At 51.1% G+C, this 21755-nt stretch carries 22 protein-coding genes; 17 read left to right on the top strand and 5 right to left on the bottom strand.

The genetic code is table 11. The features are described 5' to 3' along the window. Nucleotides 1-46 precede the first annotated feature (46 nt). From EDM58_RS07755 to EDM58_RS07700, 12 genes are all read left to right on the top strand, one after another. Nucleotides 47-832 carry an SDR family NAD(P)-dependent oxidoreductase gene (locus EDM58_RS07755; protein ID WP_122912844.1) on the top strand — a complete coding sequence of 262 codons (786 nt, stop codon included), beginning with the start codon at nt 47-49 and terminating at the stop codon, nt 830-832. A gap of 14 nt (nt 833-846) precedes the next feature. After that, nucleotides 847-1806 carry a VOC family protein gene (locus EDM58_RS07750; protein ID WP_122912843.1) on the top strand — a complete coding sequence of 320 codons (960 nt, stop codon included), beginning with the start codon at nt 847-849 and terminating at the stop codon, nt 1804-1806. A gap of 55 nt (nt 1807-1861) precedes the next feature. Then, nucleotides 1862-2659: an IclR family transcriptional regulator gene (locus EDM58_RS07745; RefSeq protein ID WP_122912842.1), complete on the top strand. Its 798-nt coding sequence runs from the start codon at nt 1862-1864 to the stop codon at nt 2657-2659. A gap of 2 nt (nt 2660-2661) precedes the next feature. After that, a complete protein-coding gene (locus tag EDM58_RS07740; protein ID WP_122912841.1) occupies nt 2662-3483 on the top strand; it encodes a dienelactone hydrolase family protein in 822 nt (273 codons plus the stop codon). 220 nt (nt 3484-3703) lie between these two features. Beyond that, entirely contained in the window at nt 3704-4747 is a 1044-nt protein-coding gene (locus EDM58_RS07735; RefSeq protein ID WP_122912840.1) for an ABC transporter substrate-binding protein, read from the top strand. An 85-nt stretch (nt 4748-4832) separates the two neighbouring features. After that, nucleotides 4833-5627 (top strand): ABC transporter ATP-binding protein, encoded by a 795-nt coding sequence (locus tag EDM58_RS07730; protein ID WP_122912839.1) that lies wholly within the window; start codon nt 4833-4835, stop codon nt 5625-5627. Then, nucleotides 5627-6388, top strand: coding sequence for an ABC transporter permease (locus EDM58_RS07725; RefSeq protein WP_023558085.1), 762 nt, complete (start codon nt 5627-5629; stop codon nt 6386-6388). The genes EDM58_RS07730 and EDM58_RS07725 overlap by 1 nt, the downstream gene beginning before the upstream one ends. 6 nt (nt 6389-6394) lie before the next feature. After that, nucleotides 6395-7144, top strand: a complete 750-nt coding sequence (locus EDM58_RS07720; RefSeq protein WP_023558084.1) for an ABC transporter permease — start codon at nt 6395-6397, stop codon at nt 7142-7144. Nucleotides 7145-7285: 141 nt separating this feature from the next. Further along, on the top strand, nt 7286-7822 hold the full coding sequence (locus EDM58_RS07715) for a cupin domain-containing protein (RefSeq protein ID WP_122912838.1): 537 nt from the start codon (nt 7286-7288) through the stop codon (nt 7820-7822). Between the two features lie 93 nt (nt 7823-7915). Then, nucleotides 7916-8731 carry an alpha/beta fold hydrolase gene (locus EDM58_RS07710; protein ID WP_122912837.1) on the top strand — a complete coding sequence of 272 codons (816 nt, stop codon included), beginning with the start codon at nt 7916-7918 and terminating at the stop codon, nt 8729-8731. Beyond that, nucleotides 8731-9513: an aspartate dehydrogenase gene (gene nadX, locus EDM58_RS07705; RefSeq protein ID WP_122912836.1), complete on the top strand. Its 783-nt coding sequence runs from the start codon at nt 8731-8733 to the stop codon at nt 9511-9513. Before EDM58_RS07710 ends, nadX begins: the two co-directional genes overlap by 1 nt. A 145-nt stretch (nt 9514-9658) precedes the next feature. After that, on the top strand, nt 9659-10435 hold the full coding sequence (locus EDM58_RS07700; protein WP_122912835.1) for an IclR family transcriptional regulator: 777 nt from the start codon (nt 9659-9661) through the stop codon (nt 10433-10435). Nucleotides 10436-10562: 127 nt separating this feature from the next. Here the strand turns inward: EDM58_RS07700 and EDM58_RS07695 are convergent, their stop codons facing one another. After that, a complete protein-coding gene (locus EDM58_RS07695) occupies nt 10563-12137 on the bottom strand; it encodes a catalase (RefSeq protein WP_122912834.1) in 1575 nt (524 codons plus the stop codon). Between the two features lie 186 nt (nt 12138-12323). Here EDM58_RS07695 and EDM58_RS07690 point away from each other — a divergent pair, with 186 nt between their 5' ends. Further along, nucleotides 12324-12611: a DUF2325 domain-containing protein gene (locus EDM58_RS07690; protein ID WP_023558078.1), complete on the top strand. Its 288-nt coding sequence runs from the start codon at nt 12324-12326 to the stop codon at nt 12609-12611. Nucleotides 12612-12918: 307 nt separating this feature from the next. Next, nucleotides 12919-14136 (top strand): alpha/beta hydrolase family protein, encoded by a 1218-nt coding sequence (locus EDM58_RS07685; protein WP_122912833.1) that lies wholly within the window; start codon nt 12919-12921, stop codon nt 14134-14136. A gap of 180 nt (nt 14137-14316) precedes the next feature. Here the strand turns inward: EDM58_RS07685 and EDM58_RS07680 are convergent, their stop codons facing one another. Continuing rightward, on the bottom strand, nt 14317-14943 hold the full coding sequence (locus EDM58_RS07680) for a DUF2306 domain-containing protein (protein ID WP_122912832.1): 627 nt from the start codon (nt 14941-14943) through the stop codon (nt 14317-14319). Between the two features lie 44 nt (nt 14944-14987). After that, nucleotides 14988-16010 carry a DJ-1/PfpI family protein gene (locus EDM58_RS07675; protein WP_122912831.1) on the bottom strand — a complete coding sequence of 341 codons (1023 nt, stop codon included), beginning with the start codon at nt 16008-16010 and terminating at the stop codon, nt 14988-14990. A gap of 166 nt (nt 16011-16176) precedes the next feature. Here EDM58_RS07675 and EDM58_RS07670 point away from each other — a divergent pair, with 166 nt between their 5' ends. From EDM58_RS07670 to EDM58_RS07660, 3 genes are all read left to right on the top strand, one after another. Beyond that, the gene (locus tag EDM58_RS07670; protein ID WP_122912830.1) at nt 16177-16863 is read left to right on the top strand and encodes a response regulator transcription factor; all 687 of its coding nucleotides are present in this window, start codon (nt 16177-16179) and stop codon (nt 16861-16863) included. Between the two features lies 1 nt (nt 16864). Then, complete coding sequence (locus EDM58_RS07665) at nt 16865-18196, top strand: sensor histidine kinase (RefSeq protein ID WP_122912829.1); 1332 nt, start codon at nt 16865-16867, stop codon at nt 18194-18196. A 131-nt stretch (nt 18197-18327) separates the two neighbouring features. Then, complete coding sequence (locus EDM58_RS07660; protein WP_122912828.1) at nt 18328-19917, top strand: long-chain-fatty-acid--CoA ligase; 1590 nt, start codon at nt 18328-18330, stop codon at nt 19915-19917. Nucleotides 19918-20070: 153 nt separating this feature from the next. Here the strand turns inward: EDM58_RS07660 and catA are convergent, their stop codons facing one another. Continuing rightward, on the bottom strand, nt 20071-20733 hold the full coding sequence (catA, locus tag EDM58_RS07655; protein WP_122912827.1) for a type A chloramphenicol O-acetyltransferase: 663 nt from the start codon (nt 20731-20733) through the stop codon (nt 20071-20073). 121 nt (nt 20734-20854) lie between these two features. Beyond that, on the bottom strand, nt 20855-21424 hold the full coding sequence (locus EDM58_RS07650; RefSeq protein WP_122912826.1) for an SF0329 family protein: 570 nt from the start codon (nt 21422-21424) through the stop codon (nt 20855-20857). Between the last annotated feature and the right edge of the window lie 331 nt (nt 21425-21755).

Genomic DNA, 21755 nt, shown 5'->3' with positions numbered 1-21755 from the left:
ACGGTCATGACCGTTTTGTATAGCAAATAGGGGAGGAAGACTTAAAATGGCAGAGCTATCGGGAAAATCCGTGTATATTACAGGCGGGGCCTCCGGGATCGGCAGAGCGGTCGTAGAAGGTCTTGTGAAGGAAGGCGCTTTTGTTACCGTATTGGACCGTTCGGCAGAGGGCTTGCAGGAGCTGCAACAGCAATTCGGTGAAAAGGTACGCACAATCACAGGGGACGTGACGATCTATGAGGATCATCAGCGAGCGGTAGAGACGGCAGTCGAAGCGTTCGGAAAGCTGGATGTCCTCATCTCCAATGCAGGGGTGTTCGATGCTTTTGCCAAGTTCGTCAATGTCACCCCGGAAGCAATGTCAGAGGCGTATGACATCTTGTTCTCCATCAATGTAAAAGGCAGCTTCTTTGCCGCCAAAGCAGCAGTGGAAGAACTGAAACGGACGAGGGGAAACATCATTTTCACCTTGTCCGGCGCCAGCTTCTACCCGGATGGAGGAGGGGTCTGGTATACAGCCAGCAAGCACGCCCAGCTTGGCCTGCTGCGCCAGCTTGCCTTTGAGCTGGCACCTGACGTCCGCGTCAATGCCGTAGCTCCGGGAGGCACACTGACGGCACTCTCCGTCATTGCGCCGTTGCGCCCGTTCGTCAATATAGTAGACAACGAAACCAAAGCGAAAAGCATTAAGACGCGCAACCCACTGAAGATCGTGATGGCCTCGGAGGATCACGTCGGGGCCTACCTGCTGCTCGCATCAGACAAGGCGCGAGCGATCACCGGAGAGGTCATCTCCAGCGACGGAGGACTTGTGGTTCGCGGCTTGAGCTAGAGGAGGACTGGACCTTGAGTAACGCACTTTTGGGAACGAGCAAGCTGAACCAGATCTGTTTTGTCGTTCATGATATTGAGAAAGCGGCTGAGTCCTTCGGAAAGCTGTTGGGCGTACCCAAGCCGAACTGGTTTTTGACCGGAGACAGCTCCATCTCCAAAATCGTCTTCAACGGCCAGCCTACAGAAGCAAGAAACAAGCTGATCTTCATGGATACGCCTTCTGTCCAGATCGAGCTGATCGAGCCCGATCTAGAGCCAAGCACCATGCGCGAATTCCTCGACACAAAAGGCGAGGGCATTCACCATATGGCGGTCGATACAGAAGATATGAAAAAGCAATTGGCGATCCTGAACGAAGCCGGATACGGAACCGTGCAGACAGGTGAATTCACCTCCAGCAAAGGACGCTATGCCTACGTGGACACCGTCCCGAAATGCAAAACCATGGTCGAGCTGCTGGAGCGTGACGAGCCGCAGGCGATCCCGCCGGTGAAGGCTAAGGCAGAAGACATCAAACCTCTGCTCGGCAGTGATACAGTCGTGCAAATTGCGATAGTCGTCCACGATCTGGATGCCGCAGCAGACGCATACTGCTCTTTGCTTGGCGCAGAGAAGTCGAACGTGCTGAAAGAAGGCAAGCCGGAAGTGACACGCGTCGTCTATCGCGGTCAGCCGACAGAGGCAAAATGCCGTTTCCTGTTCATCAAAACGCCGTTGATCGAGATCGAGCTGATCGAACCAGGCGACTCGCCGAGCACGTGGAGAGAGCATCTCGACACCAAGGGAGAGGGCGTCCACCATATCGCATTTCTGGTAAACAATCTAGACGAAAAGGTAGCAGAGCTGGAAGCAATGGGGTATCCGCTGATCCAAAAAGGCTACTTCTTCACAGGCAATGGCAAATACGCGTATATGGATACCGTATCGGACTATCACGTGATTATTGAACTTTTGGAGCGTTTTGAAGGATAAGAAATGCGTAATACCGGCATGCTCCCCCCCATTCCATGAGAGAGAGGGCAAAGCGGTGGCAAAAGAAGAAAAAGAACGATACAGTTCCAGTTCCCTGATGAGGGGACTGGAAATTCTGCGGCTGTTCCGACCCGAACAGCCTACTCTTTCCTTAGTCGAAATCGCCAATCAACTGGGTGTGAGCAGAACCACCCCGTTTCGTCTGCTGTTTACCCTGCAGCATATGGGGTACATCAGGCAAAATGAAAGCACCAAGCGCTATGAATTGACACCAAAAGTACTGGAGCTTGGTTTTTCCTATCTGAACACCTTGCAGATCACAGAGGTAGCCCGGCCCTATCTGGAGCGGCTGCGCAATGAGACAGGCGGTTCCGCGCATATCGGGATTCTCGATGAGACGTCTGTCGTGTACGTCGCTTGCGAAACAGCCAGGGGCATAACCCGATTTGCTGTTGCGGTCGGCTCTCGTTTGCCTGCACATGCGACCGCCATCGGAAAAACTCTGCTGGCCTTCCAGCCCAAGGAGCAATGGCAGGAGCTGCTGCTCATCTCGGATCTGCATTCGTATACAAAAGACACGAAAACGATGATTGCCTCTTTGCTGAAAGAGCTGGAAACAGTCCGCGCGCAAGGCTACTCCATCAGCAGCGGAGAGTTTGAGGCGGGGGTTCGTTCCGTGGCAGCTCCAATCTTTCATGAAAGCGGCGAACTCGTCGCTGCGATCAGTGTGGCTGCTCCCGAATCCATCCTGCCGCTCGACTATGTGACCAGCTTCGTCCTGCCCGCTATATTGGAGGCAGCAGACGAACTTTCCGCTTTTTATGGATACACGCCAGTAAAAAGGAGGGGATAGGATTGTCGCTGAAGACAGAATGGATCACGTTTTCACAAAATGGTAAGACGCATCGGCTCTATACAGCTCGTCCCGAGCGGGCCAAAGCTCCCTTGCCCGTCATCCTGGTGATCCAGGAGCTGTGGGGGACGGATGCGCATATCCTCGATTTGACAGAGCGTTTTGCCAAGGCGGGGTATCTCGCAGCGGCTCCCGATCTGTACGCTGTAGAGGGAAAACGGCCTGAGAGCTTGACAGAGGAGCGCATCGAGCAGATCAAGACTTTTCTGGATACGTTGGCACCTCCGTCCTGGCATGATCCGGTCGCGCGCGAAGCGGCACTGGAAAAACAGCCCGAAGAAATGCGCGAGATGCTGCGCGCTACTTTTACCGATCTGTTTGCCTACTTGAACAAATTGCCGGAATTGCTGGAAGGCCTCAAAGCCGTGCCAGGATTCCTGGCTGACTATGAGTGGAGCAAGGGCGAGAAAGTCGCCTCGATCGGCTTTTGCATGGGCGGAGCATTGTCTGTCATGCTGGCCGCATCTGAGCCCAAGCTTGCGGGAGCCGTGAATTACTACGGCCGCATGCCGGTGACCCAGGAGCAGGTAGAAGCCATCCAATGTCCCATCCAGGGATTTTTCGGAGAGCTGGATCCGAAAATCACTTCGCTGGTGCCCGCATTTGAAGAAGCCATGAAGCAGGCAAGCAAAACCTTCACCTACAAGGTGTATGAGGGAGCGCATCACGGATTCTTGAACGATACTCGTGGCGGCTATCATGCGGACGCATCCCGCGATTCCTGGAAAGAGACAATAAACTTTTTTCATAAAGTTTTACAGTAAAAAAACGGAAGAAAAAACCACCCATTTTTCAAGTTTTCTACAATATATATGGGGTGGTTTTTCTTTTTGCGTGAATGATTGATTTACAAAGAATATTTTTACTATTTTAATGGTTTTCAATATTGACAAGGATGTGAATAAGCTTGTAACATATTGTTTATATGAAAAACGGTGTTTTTCATGCGAAACAATACTTTGATTGTTACAAGGGGGCATCATCGTGAAAAAAGGTTTGGGTAAAATCGCGTTCATCTTGAGCCTGGCAGTCGGTTTAGCAGCCTGTGGATCGGGGCAGACCAACCAGCCAGCACAACCAGCAGGAGAGCAAAAACCTGCTGAACAGACGGCATCAGCTGGAAACCAACCCGTAGAGATTAGATTGGGCGGCGGTTTTGCCTCTGAGGAACCTTTCTGGCTTATGCAGGTAGATCCTTCCTTAACACCTAATCAAGGAAAAAGCTACACCCTGAACATTACGCAATTCCGCGCCAATGCAGACCGACTGAACGCCTATCAAGCCAACCAGATCGACATTGCTTCTATCGGCCAAGGGGCGACCATGCTGGCGGCTTCCCAGGGAATCCAGTTGAAAGTCATCGGCTCCGTGGTCAAGGATTCACCTGGCAAAGGCTTCAACACCAAGTTCATGGCGCTGAAGGATTCCGGCATCAAGAGCATGGCTGATTTGAAAGGAAAAGTAATCGGGATCCCTGACTTCAAGGCACCGACGGACCTTTGGGCGCGTGCAGCTGTTCGCTCCGCAGGCCTGGACCCGGATACAGATGTGAAATACGCCGTTATTCCGATTCCTTCCATGGGCGAAGCGGTAAAATCGAAAAAAATCGATGTGGGTGTTTTCCCGCAGCCGTTCTTTGAAACAGCCAATGCCAGCGGCGAGTTCGTCGAAGTGTTCAATTCCAAAACAGGTGTGAACGTCGAGGAAGACTTCCTGGTCATGATGGCAAACCCTGACTTTGTAACGAAAAACGAACAAGCAATCAAAGACTTCCTGAGTGATTTCACAAACACCGTCAAATATTACGAAGAAAACGGCGAAGAAGCTCGTCAAAAATTGATCGATGCGAAGAAAGTGCAAGCCGATCCGGCCTTGTACGTGAAAATGACTGACAATAATCGCTCCGTAGACGGAACCGTAAACATCGAAGCATGGGGCAAAATCCAGGAAATGCTGGTAGCAGAAAAATGGTTGGACAAGCCGGTCGATCCGAATTCCATCATCGACATGTCTTATCTGCCTAAGTAAGCCATACGCGCAAAACGTTGCGGCCCCTATTCCCTCATAATAGGGGCCGTTCACCTGTCTATTACCTAGCGAAGGAGAATCAGTGATGGAAAACAAGACACCGGCCATCGAGATCGAGAAATTGGGCAAGGTCTACACCAGAGGAAAAGAGGAAGTCACTGCTATCCAGGAGATCAGCCTGAAGATTCCGGAGGGGAAGTTTGTCAGCATCGTAGGTCCGAGCGGATGCGGAAAAAGTACCTTTTTGCATATTGTAGGCGGTTTCATACCCAAGTCCAGCGGCAAGGTTCGGATTCGCGGGAAGGAAGTGGACAAGCCAGGTCCCGACCGCGGCATGATGTTTCAGGAATCTGCGCTCTTCCCTTGGAAAAACGTGTTTGACAACGTGGCGTGGGGACTGGAAATCCAGGGGATGGAGAAGTCCAAACGCGATGAAATCGTCGAGCATTATCTCAAACTGGTGAATCTATGGGACTTCCGCAAAAACCTTCCTTCCGAGCTGTCGGGAGGGATGAAGCAACGTATTTCCCTGGCCCGCGTCCTGGCATTTAATCCCGATGTACTGTTGATGGATGAGCCTTTTGGCGCATTGGATGCCCAGACCCGCGAAAAGATGCAGGTAGAGCTGCAGCGCATCTGGCAGGAATCCAACAAGAGCGTGATGTTTGTCACGCATGATATCGACGAGGCCGTATTCCTGAGTGACATCGTGGTTGTCTTCAGCGGCCGTCCGGCAGTGGTAAAAGAGATTATCGAAATCGACTTCCAGCGTCCTCGCACACTTGACGTGCATAAGACCCAGGAGTTCATGGATATCCGCAATCATATTTGGGACTTGCTTCATCAGGAACAGGGTACATCGGACGAGGAGGGAATGTGATGGATAAACGCCTGCAAAAAATTGCCGCGATCGAGATCGTGGTTCTCCTGGCCATTTGGCAGGCTCTTGCCAGTCTGGAATGGATACCCGCGTATCTTTCCAGCCCGTATGTGGTGGGCAGCGAGATGTGGGCCTTGATCGTCAGCGGCGAGCTGTTTACCAATGCAGCGTCCAGCTTGTACCGCTCGCTGGTCAGCTTTTTGCTCGTCATGGTGCTGGGGATTGTCCTCGGGATTGCGGCCGGATTTTTCAAACCAGTCGGGATCTTTTTCCAGCCCATCGTCGACGTGCTCAATCCCGTTCCGAAAATTGCGCTTTTGCCGATCTTGATGGTCTGGTTCGGGATTTCAGATACGACGCGCATCCTGCTGATTTTTTTAACCGCCTTCTTTCCTTGCTTCATTGCGACCAAGGACGGAGTGCATGGCGTCAAGCAAGTATTTGTCTGGGCAGCCGAAAATATGGGGGCCAGCAAGTTTCAGATCCTGTGGAAAGTCATCCTGCCTGCTTCCCTTCCGAAGATTTTCGACGGGCTGCGCGTATCGCTGGGCCTGACCTTCGTCATGATGTTCTCCTCAGAAATGATTGGATCGTCCAATGGCCTCGGGCTGGGCTTCATGATCCTCTTGGCTGACATGGCCGGACGTACCGACCTGATGTTTGTCTCCGTTTTCTTCATTGCCCTGCTTGGCTTTTTATTCGATCGAATTTTGCTGGCTGTCCGTGCGCGATTGCTCTGGTGGTCGGAGAACAGGGGGTAGAACATCATGAAAAAAGGATGGAAGTTTCTTATCGAATACCAATCGCTCATCTGGATCGTGGTGGCATGGGAGCTGGTGGTCTTTTTGCAAATCATGCCTGAGCGGTTGTTCCCTTCCTTGTCAAAAGTGCTTGTCGTTGCCTTTGAACTGATCACCACCGGCATGCTGCTGGAGAATCTGCCCATCACCTTGTTCCGCGTCTTTGCAGGGTTCGCCTTGGCTGCCGTCGTCGGCGTTCCGCTCGGGCTGTTGATGAGCCGCTCGAAGCTGTTGAATGATCTGGTGCAGCCGATCTTCTCGCTTGGATTTCCGATCCCGCGCGTGGCGCTCTATCCGATCCTCGTGTTCATTCTCGGGCTTGGTTCCGCATCCAAGATCACGATGATATTCCTGGAATGCCTGTTCCCGATCGTGCTGAATACTTATTACGGCTCGACCCGCGTAGGCAAGCTGTACCTGTGGGCCGCACAGAACATGGGAGCCAATCGCAGCCAGGTATTTTGGCGCGTGCTGCTGCCTGCGACGATGCCTTCTATCTTTACCGGGTTGAAGATCGCGCTGCCGATGGCCTTTATCATTGCGATTTTGACAGAGATGATCGGCGCGACCGCAGGCATGGGCTATCTGCTGACCTACATGTCCGCCTCCCTGATGCAGGAAAAGGTACTGGCATGTGTCGTCCTGATTACGCTCGTGGGCTATCTGTTGAACCTGTTGATCCAGAAGATTCAGCGCAAGTACGTTTTCTGGCAGTAACAGGGCGGTTTGGAAACGCATACAAATGATGTTTTCTTACCATTTCGAATATTGACATTCAGGGAAAATGAGCATATAATAATTTTAAATACAAAACAATGTTTCTCATTTAAAACACAAACACTTGAGGAGGCATGAATCATGAGTGAACAAAACATCTCCATTGAAGAGTTTGAGAAAAAGTATGTAGCCCGTCTGGAAACAAGAAAATTGGACTATAACGCACTTTCTTTCCAAGAGCAAATCAGCCCTCACTACCGTCGTGCCCAATGCCGTTATATCGGTACTGGCGCGGTAGCTGCCGTAGATAGCAACGTGATCCAAGCTGAACACTTCACTTTGAGCAACATGTACCTGCCTGCAGGCTGCGAAGGCCCAATGCACTTGCATGAAGACGTAGAAGAAGTATTCTTCGTGATCAAAGGCAGCGTGACTGCCCGCGTACAAATCGGCGACACCATCCATGAGCTCAAATTGGGCGAGCGCGATTGCATCTGGACTCCTCCAGGCTACTACCGCGGTGTTCGCAACGACAGCGATGAAGAAGCGATCATGGCAGTTATGCTGGGTGCGGCAAAACCGCAAATTCCAACATACGAACCAGGCAGCGCACTCGAAAATCTTCGCATTGAGCGTGCAAAAGCCAAAGCTGCGGCTGCTGCTGAACAACAAAAATAATGACGGGCATTTGCCTATCAGCATGAAAAGACGACCGGCATCCGCCGGGTCTTTTCATTTCACGCACCAAAAGACCAAGATGAGGTGATCGCAATGTCCGTGACGCAAGTAGGGTCGCTCAGCATCCACTATCGGTCAGCAGGAGAGGGCATTCCTCTCGTCCTTCTGCATGGCTTGGGCAATAACTCGCAGTCCTGGGCACGGCAGTACGCCGGACTGCAAGATGATTTTCGCGTGATTGGCTGGGATACTCCCGGCTATGGCCAAAGCTCCGATCCCGATCCGGAATTCCGCACCTTTGGCGAGCTGGCCGAAATTCTCAAAGGCTTTCTGGACTCGCTCGGCCTGGACAAGGTATACTTGCTGGGCCACTCCATGGGCAGCACATTGGCGATGGAGTTCGCTTCCAAATATCCGCAGTATCTGAAAGCCTTGATCCTGGCTGCAAGCACCCGCGGCGGCCGAGTCAATCCGGATACCAACGAGCAAAAACTGAAAAATCGTCTCCATAATATAGAGAACCTGCCGCCAGAAGAACTGGCAGAGCTTCGTACGCCCGCGATGTTTTCGCCGCATGCCGCACCAGAGCTGGTGGCAGAGGGCAAACGGATCATGTCCCAGGTGCGGCTGGCTGGTTACCGCTCGGTAGCGTATTCGCTGTACAACGCAGATCAGACGCCGCTGCTGGCATCGATTCAAATGCCTACCCTGCTGATTTGCGGCGAGGATGACAAGGTGACGCCCGTGCCGGAATCCCAAGTCGTGCACCAAGGCATCGCCGGTTCTACCCTGGAGCTGGTCCCGCGGGCAGGGCATCTGGTCTATATGGAACAGCCTGAGACATTCAACTCGCTCGTTCGCTCGTTCATTCGGGAGCGCGAACAGGCAGCACAGAAGGGGGAAGCTTGATGAAAATCGGAATCATCGGCGGAGGAAGCATCGCGACCTTCCTCTTGCAAAGCATCAATGTCGAACGGACACTGCCCAACAGCACGGTCAAGTCTGTTTTGCTCCGGCGTCCCGAAGTAGCCGAAGAGTGGGAGAGCCGCTATGGAATCGACGGTTACCAGGACTTGAACGCGTTTTTGGACTCGGGCATTGACATTGTCGTAGAAGCTGCGACGGTCCAAGCTGTGCATGAGTATGCAGAGAAGGTCATCGCGAAGCGAAAAGATCTGGTTATTATCAGCGTAGGCGCACTGGTCGATCAAAAGCTCTATGAAAATCTCCAGGAAGCATGCCGTCAGACCGGTGCGCGCATCATGCTGCCTTCTGGGGCGATAGGCGGTCTTGATGTGATTCATTCCGCTTTTGCCTCCGGTCAGTTGGATTCTGTCTCCCTGACTACCCGCAAGCCGCCGCTTTCCCTGATTGGACGAGAGGTGGAGACAGAGGAAGTCGTCTTTGAAGGCACAGCGACAGAAGCAATCAGCAAGTTCCCGAAAAACATCAACGTTGCGATTGTATTGTCGTTGGCTGGTCTCGGCAGTGACAAAACAACCGTCAAAATTGTCGCAGATCCGCAGGCGACGAAAAATACGCATTGTATCGAGGCGACTGGCGCTTTTGGCCGGATGAGCATCCAATTGGAGAATGATCCGATGCCAAGCAATCCGAAAACAAGCTATCTCGCAGCTCTGAGTGTGCTCTCTTCCCTGAAGAAGAAAACGGAATATATTTCGATCGGATAAGGAAAGACGGCTTCGCCTGTAACCAGGGCGAAGCCGTCTGAGCCTAAAAGTTTCCAGTTCGCACTTGTTACGTGACCACAAGAAAGACTACAATAGGAGAGACCGCCTATTGCACGTTTGCTAGTGAAAGGAGTAACAAGCGCTTATGTCGAAACCAGAAAAAGACCGCTATCTCTCCAATTCCCTGATCAGAGGATTGGAAATATTACGAATGTTCGATGCCTCGACACCGACATTGAGCCTGGTCGAAATCGCCGCCAAAATGGGCGTTAGCCGGACGGTTCCGTTCCGCTTTCTATACACGCTGCAGCATTTGGGGTACCTCTACCAGGATGAAGTCACCAAGCGTTATCAGCTGACTCCGAAGGTGATGGATCTGGGCTTTGCCTATCTGAATACCATGCAGCTTCCCGATCTTGCGCGCCCCTACCTGGAGAAGCTGCGCGACCAGACGGGGGCTTCGGCGCATATGGGCATTCTCGACGGAAATGAAGTGGTCTACGTCGCGCGTGCGGCAACCAGCACCAGCTTTTCTACGCTGAATGTGATGATCGGCTCCCGGTTGCCTGCCCATGCCACCTCGATGGGGAAAGTCCTGCTTGCCTTTTTATCGGAGGAGAAAATGCAGGCTTTAAGCGAAGATACGAATCTGCCATCCTTCACCACCCAGACCAAGACCATGCTGCTTGATCTGAAAAAGGAGCTGGAGGAGATTCGGAAAAAGGGCTATGCCATCAGCAAGGAAGAATTCGAGATTGGCATTTGCTCGGTAGCGGTTCCGATCTTTGACCGCGATGGCGGGATTCTGGCCGCGATCAACGTGGCGGCGCCGACTAGCGTACTGAATCCGGACATGCTGGAATCACAGGTAGTTCCCGTGATTTGCGAAACGGCGAAGGCTCTGTCCGGATATGCAAGGTAAAAGAAATATTCGTTCATAAAGGGAAGAGGCCGTTGTCACGAGAGTGCTCAACGGTCTTTTTTATGAGGCAAAAAAATCCCCCACCTCAAGTTGTTGTCCTGAGTGGGGGAGCGTTCCAGCGAGCAGCCTAATAGCCGTCTGTCTTGTGACCCATATTTTCAGCGTCCTTAACGGCTTTGTCTGCTGCGACAGAACTGTTGTGCTCGAGGCTTGCCTTCGCCTGCGCCAGCCCTTCCGAAACACGTTTCCCGTAGTCCGGGTCCGCTTTCGTGAAGTACTCGATCATTTTCTCTTGAATTTTGGGATTGCATATTTTAAGGGCATCCACCAAATTGGAGATCAATTCCTCACGCTCTGCATCGTCGAAGGCTCGATACGTTTCGCCGGCTTGTTTGAAATCATTGGTGCGGTCAATTTTTTGGCGAACCACATTCGCATCGTAATGAGGCTCATGATCCTTTCCATTTTTCGGTGATTCCTGCAAGCCGCCCAGAACGGATGGCTCATAATTGACATGGAGGTTTTGTCCAGGAGCGCGGTCCAGCTTAAACTGCATTTGTCCGCCGCCTTGATTCGTCGCCACCCGTTTTTTCGGAGCGTTGATCGGCAGTTGCAGGTAGTTCGCGCCTACGCGATAACGCTGCGTATCCGAATAGGAAAAGGTCCGCCCCTGAAGCATTTTGTCATCCGAGAAATCGAGTCCATCCACCAGGACGCCTGTGCCGAATGCAGCTTGTTCCACTTCCATAAAGTAATCTTCCGGATTTTTATTCAAGACCATTTTTCCGACTGGCAGCCATGGGAACTGATCGTTCGGCCACAGCTTCGTATCATCCAGAGGGTCAAAATCCAATTCGGGATGCTCGTCATCGCTCATGATTTGGACGAACAGCTCCCATTCAGGATAATCCCCCCGCTCAATCGCTTCATATAGATCCTGTGTCGCGTGATTAAAGTTTTTCCCTTGAATTTGCTCGGCTTCCTTTTGGGTCAGATTGCGAATCCCTTGCTTGGGCTCCCAATGATATTTGACAAGGACGGCCTCACCTTCCTGATTCACCCATTTGTACGTGTTGACACCAGAGCCCTGCATTTGACGATAATTGGCCGGGATTCCCCACGGAGAAAATAAAAAGGTGATCATATGCGTCGCTTCCGGTGTTTGTGATACAAAATCAAACATTCTTTCCGGATCTGGCAGATTGTTTACAGGATCATGTTTAAACGCGTGGATCATATCCGGGAACTTCATCGCATCACGAATAAAGAAGATTTTCAGGTTGTTTCCTACCAAATCCCAGTTCCCGTCTTCGGTATAGAACTTCACGGCAAACCCGCGTGGGTCACGCAAAGTTTCAGGAGAGTGGCCGCCGCCAGCTACCGTGGAAAATCGTACGAAGACAGGGGTTCTCTTCCCCGCTTCTTGAAATAATTTGGCTCTGGTATATTTCGAGATCGGCTCATCTCCCACTTTTCCATACGCTTCAAAATAGCCATGTGCTCCAGCTCCGCGTGCGTGAACAATGCGTTCCGGAATTTTCTCACGATCAAAATGTGAAATTTTCTCAATAAAGTGGTAGTTTTCTAAGGTGGACGGCCCTCTGTTTCCGACTGTGCGAATGTTTTGGTTATCGGAAATGGGATGACCTTGACGGTTCGTTAATGTCATTTCACTTTCTAATGTTTGATCATGTTCTTTCATAACTTTTCCTCCTGTGCGTTTATATGGATAAGAATGTCCATTACCCAATCAAATATGCATAAATGGCAGCAGCTGCCAGGGTTCGAAAAAAGTTTGGCAAATCCCATCTCGCATGCTATAATACACACTAAACAACTCGGAATAATATAAATTAAAACTCAAGCGTAGCGATGGGAGGAATCGGGTATGGCTGGCGTCCTTGTCGTTGGCGGGGATAAGGTAGGGGCAATCGAGACCATGCTGCAGGAGAAGGGATTTCGCCATGTGTATCACGTCTCCGGAAGAAAGAAATCGGAGGTGAAGGCGATGATCCCGGCGGACACGGAGCTGATCGTCGTCTTTATCAACTTCGTCAACCACAATCTGAGCAAAAATATCAAGAAGCTGGCGAAGCAAAGACAGGTCCCGATCGTCTTTTGCCGCAGGTCATGTGAGGCCTTATCCTTGTCCATGTACGAACCTGCGATCAGTTGATCAAAGTAGAAGAATACATAGGAAGCGACAGACAAAAAGAGCATTCCCGCCGTGGGAATGCTTTTTTCTTGCCCTTATCCTTCCAAAACTATTCACGGATTGACCACCGGTATGTTAGAATAGTTAAAATAGAAAAACAGTTTTTTGTATTTCAAACATTCTGCATCAAGGGTGTGATTACCTGCATAAATGGACTAGCCTTCACGTAAGCGAAGATTTTGTAAGCGTTATCATCGAGGAGGGCCGCTGTCTTTGACGGACGTCAGCGAAAAAGAAATTCGAAAAAGATCATAAGAGGAGAGAGAATATGAATCATTTCGATCGAACCAAAAAGCTGTTTAAAGTGACGAGTTTTGTTGCGGCGGCTAGCTTGTCCGTATTGACCGCTTTCGCAATCCAGCCAACCTACGCGAGCCAGCCAACCCAAGATCGTGTTCCGCCGGCGGCCGCATCGATCCAGGAGTTCAAGCCGGGGCAGCTGGTCACGGTGAACACCGCGCCACAGCACCGCCTGGCCGATGCCGCGGCAAGCTACTCGTTCGCGTATATCTCCACCACTCCTTCGGGTGAGGATGTGGTGACGTACGGCAGCCTAGCCCTACCGCAGGGTGCCCCGCCGGCGGGCGGTTTCCCCGTTCTGGCATGGGCCCCCGGCACTTCTGGTGTCGCGCCGCAATGCGCACCGTCGCTGGGCGAGGGAGCCTACTCCCAACCGTTCCTGAACGAATGGGTTAAGCGAGGATACGCCGTTGTGCAGACTGACTACTCCGGGTGGGGCCAGACAACACCGCGACCGGTCCTGCATGGACGCAGCAACGCCGACGCCGTCATCAACGCTGTGACGGCCGCCCACTCGATCAGCAAACAACTCTCCAACGACTGGATCATAGCCGGTCATAGTGAGGGTGGTGGAACTGCACTGTGGGGTGCCGGTACGGTGTCGGCGACGAAAGGCCCCTACAAGCTGCGTGGCGCGATCGCCTATGCCCCCACCGGCCCAGGCGTGGCAGATTTCTTCACCTACGTATTGAATGGCGGTGAAATTCCGCAGGGTCCACAACCCTTCATCGCAATTACGGCCCTGGGAGCAAAAGCGGTCGACTCCAGCATCAACCTCGACAACCTGGTAGCGCCGCAGATGCAGCCCCAGCTCGAAGCGACGAAGAAAGCCTGCCTGGGCGACCTGTACGAGTTCCCGCAACTGCAGCCCGGTCAATATCTGCAAAAGGGCCCGGATGCGGACAAGCTGATGCAGTACCTGCGCGCCCAGGATCCTTCGCAGCTCACGATGAACGTTCCCGTGGTCATCTACCAGGGAGGGAAGGACGAAACCACCGTCACCCCTCCGACGACCAAGAAAATGATTGGTGATCTGAACGCCCGTGACGCCGCCATCACCTACCGGGAGTTCCCCAACGCCGACCACGTTGAGGTCATCCCCGCCGCGCAAGACACTGGCGAACCGTTCACCTTCGCCGCCGACATGCTTCACGGCCGGCCTATCCCCAACGTCAACCAGCGGTAAAACCGTTGATCGATGAGCACCGCAGAATGTGCCGTCCATATCGAACAGCATGCACGCGGTACATGCTTGTGGCAGTTGCTCATCCCAACCTTGCGAAGTACAGACTCATATCGGGTTTTAAGAGGTCAGCCGGCTTTTACTGGCTGACCTCTTTCATTTCAGAGGACTATCTTTCACGGTCTAACGCTTTTCGAGCATTCGGATGATACATTGAGGAATAAGCAGCAGCAGCGCAATGGAGCTGTACAGGCCAATCGTGTAGCTGGTAGCGTACACGAACCCAATACCCTGATGAAAAAGGAAGGTGATCAGATGAATCAACATGTTCGTAAAACAAAAGGCGTAGCTGCGGATCATCCAGTTGCGGTGCTGGTTGATCCGTTTCTTTTTGATTTGAACCAGCGCTGTGATGGTGAGGAGCAGCCATAGGATATTCAGCGCGTTAAACCCCATGCTGCTTATTTTTCCTCCTGTGGCGTAAGGTGCCATGTACCCGGAAGTCAGCGCAACAATAAGCACGGACAATACATACACGTAGCCGTTGATGCGGTGGAGCTTGCGGTTTTTTTCCAACAGACGGTTGGAAAAGTTGAGCAGCCCGGTCGCCATGGCGATGCAGGCGAATGCAACATGAACGTACATCACGTTTAACCAGACGGGCAGGTTGAGTTCGCGCTTCAGTCCCGTTTTATGGCTTAAAAATTCCTCGGCTCTGGGATCGATCATAAAATTGAATACCAGGGCGTACAGAATAAAGCCAATGCTGATACAAGCCAAAAGGCCGTATAATGCTTTGCGATTTTTCATCAGATCCAAAACCTCCAGGCTCCATCTTTTTCATAGCTTCTTTGTTAGGAAATCCGTATGCCCGTTAATCTGGAGGCAGGGAGGACACCAGCTTTAGCGATTCCTGTCATGTGATCTCCGTCGGCGGCAACTTCGAATTTCAGATTGAGACGCATTGGTTTCGTGATTCGCAGCGACCAAGCAAGCTTGTTGTCCTGCAGAACCGGATTCATGAATGTGACCACCTCATCCCCTTGAATCGCAGTGCCTTGGATCAACCCATCCCTAGTTGAAATCGACAGCCTGACTGGAAGGCTCCCTACAGGTGTCGCGATTGTCGTATCCCACTCCCCGTCAAAGACAGATGTCTGAGCGATGCTGTGATGTTGAGTTCCGGAAGTCATCTTCGCGATGTTCGGCTCTTCGGCCTGCCTTGTCTTCTGATAGCTAGGCGCAATTCCTTTCTCTCGCCAAACCGTTCCCCTTCGCTCATATTCAAACAATTGCTCTACCGCGTGGGCGATACGCGGTCCAAGCTCGCGTTCCAGCAGATACAGAGCCACATCGAGTCCCGAGGTCACGCCGCCGCCGGAAACCAAGTTGCCGTCATCAACTACGCGTGCGGAGACGGGAACAGCCCCGGTGGCTCCTAGTACATCCATCCCGAGATGATGGGTTGCCGCCGGTCTGCCTTCCAGCAGCCCTTTCATAGCCAGCAGAAGGGAACCTCCGCATACCGTGGCGACCACGACGTCTCCTTGCCCGAGTGCCTGTTGGATCAAGCTGATCAATTGTGTATTCGCTGCCCGATTCAGAATTGCCGGGATCGAATCAGGACCATCTCCCTCTACGTAACCGGACGCGCCAGGAACCAGAATGATACTGGCACGTTCTGGATCAAGTCCCCCAGTCGCTGCTATTTTTAAACCATTGATCCCACTCGTCACGAGCCTCGGACCTTCGGCGGTGACGAATTCTGCTTGTAATTCTTGTTCCGTGATTGTGGAAGCAGCGCAAAAAACCTCGTAAGGCGCCATGGCATCCAAAAGGTCGAAACCATCGAATAGTACGATTTGAACAGTCAGCATTCAGACATCCTCCTTTTCTGTGCTCGCCCTCGAATGATAGCAATGGAATATCTCAAAGGATGTGGCAAGAGAATCACAAAATAGTAAACAAACCATCACAAAATGCATGGTTCCGATAGTTCTTGCAGAAAAAATGATAGACTGGAAATGCAAAGGTGGGATATTCATGAATGCTCTCAACACGATACTGGTCGTAGATGATGACCCTAGTATTGTTGAACTATTGCGAGACTTTTTGGAGAATGAACATTTTCACGTCATTACTGCTTGTGATACCGAACAAGCGTGGGCAGCGTTTCAGGAGAGCACCATTCATTGCATCATCCTTGACATCATGATGCCGGGTCAAAATGGCTTTGAGTTATGCCGTCGGGTTCGTGCACAGAGCAATGTTCCGATCCTTTTCCTAAGCGCTCGCAGCGATGATGTGGACAAGATTCGCGGGCTGACTCTCGGCGGCGACGATTATATCGTCAAGACGGCTTCACCGGGGGAGATTATTGCCAGAGTGAAAGCAGTATTGCGCCGCTCCACTACCCAGCAGCAATCGAATGGAAGGATCGTAGAATATGGGCGTCTCAAGGCAAACCTGTCCACAAGAGAAATATTTGTGGACGGGAACAGCATCGTGCTTACACCGAGGGAATACGAGCTGTTTCGATTATTTGTGGAACACCCGAGACATGTTTTTTCCTATGAACAATTACTTGAGAAATTTTGGGATGGAGTAGGCGACAAGCATACGATCCGGGTTCATATCAGTCGGCTTCGCGAGAAAATCGAATCCGATCCGAATCATCCGCAATACCTGGTCAATGTATGGGGAGTAGGGTATCGCTTCGAGGGAGGTTAACATGAGAACACTTCGCATTCGTACATTTTCCATGCTTTGCCTATTTTTCATCCTTAGCATGCCTTGGTGGTTCTTTTTGACAGCTCATTTCATGGAAACAGGCACGCTGAGCTTTGCAAAAAATCAGCCGCAACATGAGGTTTTTCAAAGACAGCAGACCGAAACGATGAACCTGATCGAAACCAACTCGGACAAATGGATGGATCCGAATTGGCAAAACCAACTGGATAGCCTGCTTCAGGAAGCAAAGCTGGAAGTGACGCTTTTATCAGCGTCAGATCAAGAAATCTATCGCTCCAATCCGGAACACGATCATGCCTCGCAGTCAACGGAGCGATTCACCATCATCGAGGACGGTCGTGTACTTGGCAAGGTTGTCATGTACGTGCCGAAATCAAATACGGTCCAAATCATTGCGGCGGTTGCCGGACTTTTACTTGCCTTTTTTATTGTCGGAGTGGAAATGCGGAGGTTCCTGCTAAAGCCTCTCGAGAAGATGAGCTTGGCGGCTAGACAAATTGCCGCAGGAGATTGGGATGTGCAGCTGCCCTTGTCCAGAATCACCGAAATAGCCGAAGTCCGCGATGGATTTGAGGTGATGGTCAAAGGACTGCAAAAGTCTCATCAGAAACAAGTGGCACTGGAGGAAGAACGCCGCTTCATGATCGCGGCTGTCGCGCATGATTTACGAACACCGTTGTTCGCCTTGCGCGGTTATTTGGATGGTCTGGAACAAGGCATTGCCCAAACACCGGAAAAACGATCGAAATATGTGGCGGTTTGCAAGGAAAAAGCAGCGCAGCTGGGCATGCTGGTAGAGGACCTTTTCACCTTTACCAAGATGGAGTATCTGGAGACGGAATTGAGCAATACGTCTGTTGATCTTGCTCTTATACTCCAGAAGTCGATTGACAGTTTGAACCCGCTTGCTCAGCAAAAACAGATCTCGATCACGAGCCATTTTGCAGAACCTTGCACCATCATCGGTGACACGCACTTATTGGAGCGAGCCGTGAACAATCTGCTGGAAAATGCCGTCAGACATACACCTGCCCATGGTGATATTGTTGTTCAATGCCAGAAAGAAGAGAAGAAAGTGATGTTTACGATACGTGATACAGGGCCGGGCTTCTCGTCGGAAGAGCTGCAACGGGTTTTTGATCCTCTTTATCGTGGCGATGCGTCCAGAAACCGTTCTACGGGGGGCAGCGGACTAGGGCTGACCATTTCGCAGAGAATTATGAGGCGGCACGGAGGTGATCTGGCCGCAGGCAATCATGCGGAGGGTGGAGCATTGCTGACGGGCTGGATACCTGTAACCGATCCGGACTGAAGATGGATCCCGAGCGTCGGTCGTCTTCCTTGTTTTTTCATGATGCAGGATAAAAGAGAGAGGAATTCGACCCATTATCTTTGAATTATATATACAGAACCAGCCTATTCACGTGAAAGGGAGTGTTGTTGATGTCACAACTAGACATGACGCAGGTAACCTTGCCAGAATTGCTGGCATCCACCTGCGAGCGCTACCCGGAAAGAAGTGCTGTGTATTTCAAAGGAATGCAGATGGATTATCGGACGCTGACAGAACGTGTGCGCCGCTTTGCAGCCGGATTGCGAGATCTGGGAATTGAAAAAGGGGATCGCGTCGGATTGATGCTGCCCAATTGCCCGCAATTTCCGATTGCGTATTACGGGATCTTGCAGGCCGGAGGGATCGTCGTTCAGATCAACCCGATGGCAGTTCCTGCCGAGCTGGAGCATTATCTCGGGGACTCTGGAGCGAAGGCCATCGTGGTATTCGCGCCGTTGCTCCCTGCGGTGGAAAAAGTGTCCCTGGCAGCCAATCTGAAAAAAATCGTCGTGGAGCTGCCTCCAAGAGGAGACGTCTACAGCGGAAACACCATCCTGTTTGAAGCGTTGTTTGCATCAGGAGAGTTGTCGAGCGTCCCCTTGACTGCGGAAGACATTGCGGTGCTGCAGTACACCGGAGGGACGACAGGCCGCTCCAAGGGCGCCATGCTCACCCACAGAAATCTCGTCTACAATGCCTTCCAGATCTCAGGAATTCTCAAAGGCGCTCATGATAAAAGCGACGAAGAAGTCCAGGACCGCATTCTGACCGTGATCCCTCTCTTTCACGTGTATGGCATGACCGTGTGTATGAACATGGGGGTGCTGGATGGTTCCCAGCTGATCCTGCTCCCTCGTTTTGATCGGGATGAGGTGCTGGAGACGATCCGTGATACCAAGCCGACACTCTTCCCGGGAGTGCCGACGATGTATGTCGCGGTGAATGCTCATCCTCAAGCCGCAGACTACGGACTTTCCTCGATTCGATACTGCCTGAGCGGATCTGCGCCCTTGCCGGTAGAAATTATCAAGGAATTTACGGCGAAGACTGGAGCTACAATCATGGAGGGCTACGGATTGTCGGAAGCCTCGCCTGTGACGCATTTTAATCCAATTGACAAACAAAAGGCGGGCTCTGTGGGCAAGGCCATTTTGAACACGGAAGCCAAAATCGTGGATTTGCAGGACGGAATGCGAGAGCTTCCGCCAGGAGAAGCCGGAGAGCTGGTAATTCGCGGTCCGCAGGTGATGAGCGGGTATTGGAATATGCCGGCAGAGACGGAACAGGTCCTCCGGGATGGATGGCTGTACACCGGTGACATCGCCTACCGCGACGAGGAGGATTACTATTACATCGTCGATCGCAAAAAAGATATGATCATCGCTGGCGGCTTCAATATTTATCCGCGCGAAGTGGAAGAAGTGCTGTACCAGCATCCGGCTGTCATGGAAGCGGTGGTGATTGGTGTTCCTGACGCATACCTGGGTGAGAGCGTGAAGGCTGTCGTGGTTCTCAAGCCAGATGCCAGTCTGACGACAGAGGATCTGATCGCCTATTGCCGTGAAAACATGGCTGCCTACAAGGTGCCGCGCATCGTGGAATTCCGGGATGCTCTGCCGAAGACAGCGGTGGGCAAAATCCTGCGCAGAACGCTGCGCGAACAGGAATTGGCCAAAGCAGCTCCCGAAGGCAAGGAGTAGCAGGGAGAGCCAGATGTTCCGAGCGAGCAGACACCGCGGGGTCAAACTGCTCCGAATGCGCTAGATCAACAGAAAGCAAAGGCAAACAAACGAAGCGACAGCTCGGTCATGGATCGCCATGTCCGGGCTGTCGCTGTTTTACTTTCTATTCGCTTATTTACTGCACGGCAGCCACGTGGCGACAGCGTCAGCTAGAGTTTGCATCTCTTGCACAAGCAAACTGGCATGATACCCGTCGCACACTGCGTGGAGCATTTGCACCGCTAACGGCAGTAAGATGCTGTCAGCCTGCCTGAAGTATTTTCCGATCGTAAAGACAGGCGAGAGGTAGGTCCCCTCGTTGTAAATGTTCAGGTTGAAGCCAGTGAAGCTCACCCACGGCACGCACGAGATGGGAAACGTGTATGGCGGTTCATTGGACTTGGGAGTGAATTGCTTGATCTCTCCAAACACAGCGAGATCGGCAAGGTAGCGTTCGTGGAAGACATGAAAATCTTCGTGGTGTGCTGTCCAGATGCTGCTGAACGTCTTATCGTCTTCATGGAAAATGGTGTAGCTGGGAAACATGCTTTCCCAATAACCTACGTAGCCATCCGTATCATAGCCCATCCTAAATTCGGTGTGACGGTTCATGATCGTCGTCAGCATGTGAATCAGCGCCGGATACAGCTTATATCCGTTTCTTTTCAGCTCAGGAAGCAGCCGGGTAATGTCGATGTTGGACGTCATGCTAAAGGTGCATCTGACGTTGTTCAGGTAATGGTCGAAATAAGGTTTTCTGCTCCAGGTATCCATATCAATGGGATGGAAAATCATGTTTGGTTCCCTCCTAAAATGATCGTGCTTCTTCGTTTTAGGAGGCTTGATCCACTGCCTTAACCATATCCTCATCACATTCCTCGTGAGATTTTAAGTAGGAAGCATATTTTTATTTGTTTCATAAGGTACTAAGACGTAGTTCATAAAAATACTGCACAATTGGATGCTTTACCTTCATTTTCTCGGCCATGTTTAAAATTCGCTTTTTTCCAACTCGTCTGTCCACCAAAGCTAGAATATTCAATAGTATATCATTGCTCTCCATGCTTTCTTCTATAGACATGGATAAAAATTGATTAGCTACACCACTAAAATTTGATTTACTTAATGATACTTGTGCTAGCAAAAGCTCCTTTGCATATTCTGATATTTTTCTACTTCTTGCAATTACTTTTAGACGATCCTCCGGAACTGTTCCCTTCGTATCTTTTCTGACAGCCTCAATTTCTTCATTGCTGATAGGAATTTGGATATCTGAATCATTCTTAATTTCCAGCTCCGTCTGATACCATTTGATTAAAGTAGTTTTATCGCTCATATTGAATACATTCTTTTTATCTACCGCAATATAACAAAGGCCTGCTTTATCTGGTAAATAACGATAGCCGGTTGCACGGTATTCGACCCTTCCATATAACGCAGGACAGAGAAAACTCTCCAGATTTTGCTTCAATTTGCTCCAGGACATTCAATCCTCCTATGTTCTATTTATAAATACCTATTGAGGCAGTCAGTATATTACCCATAATACAATAACTAACACATCGATCATACTAAATACAAGTAACCTTGCTGTTCAGTGAAAATAGAGTTTTAGACTTCTCCATTGCATTGAACTATCGATACCCGTTAGCTGAATGCCTAGATGCTTTCTCTGATACTATTTAATCCTTGCGTGTATTTGGCAAGCAAAAAATGCAGAGTTCGGAAACCATTTTGTGCATAGCCTTGCCAGGCTAAATTTTCATAATTTTAACGGTGGGAAAGAGCATGCCGAAGGCGATAGCTCTCTCCTGTGA

The sequence above is a fragment of the Brevibacillus panacihumi genome, from assembly GCF_003710985.1.
GTDB classification, from domain to species: Bacteria; Bacillota; Bacilli; order Brevibacillales; family Brevibacillaceae; genus Brevibacillus; species Brevibacillus panacihumi.
This window is presented reverse-complemented; position numbering and strand designations above follow the sequence as displayed.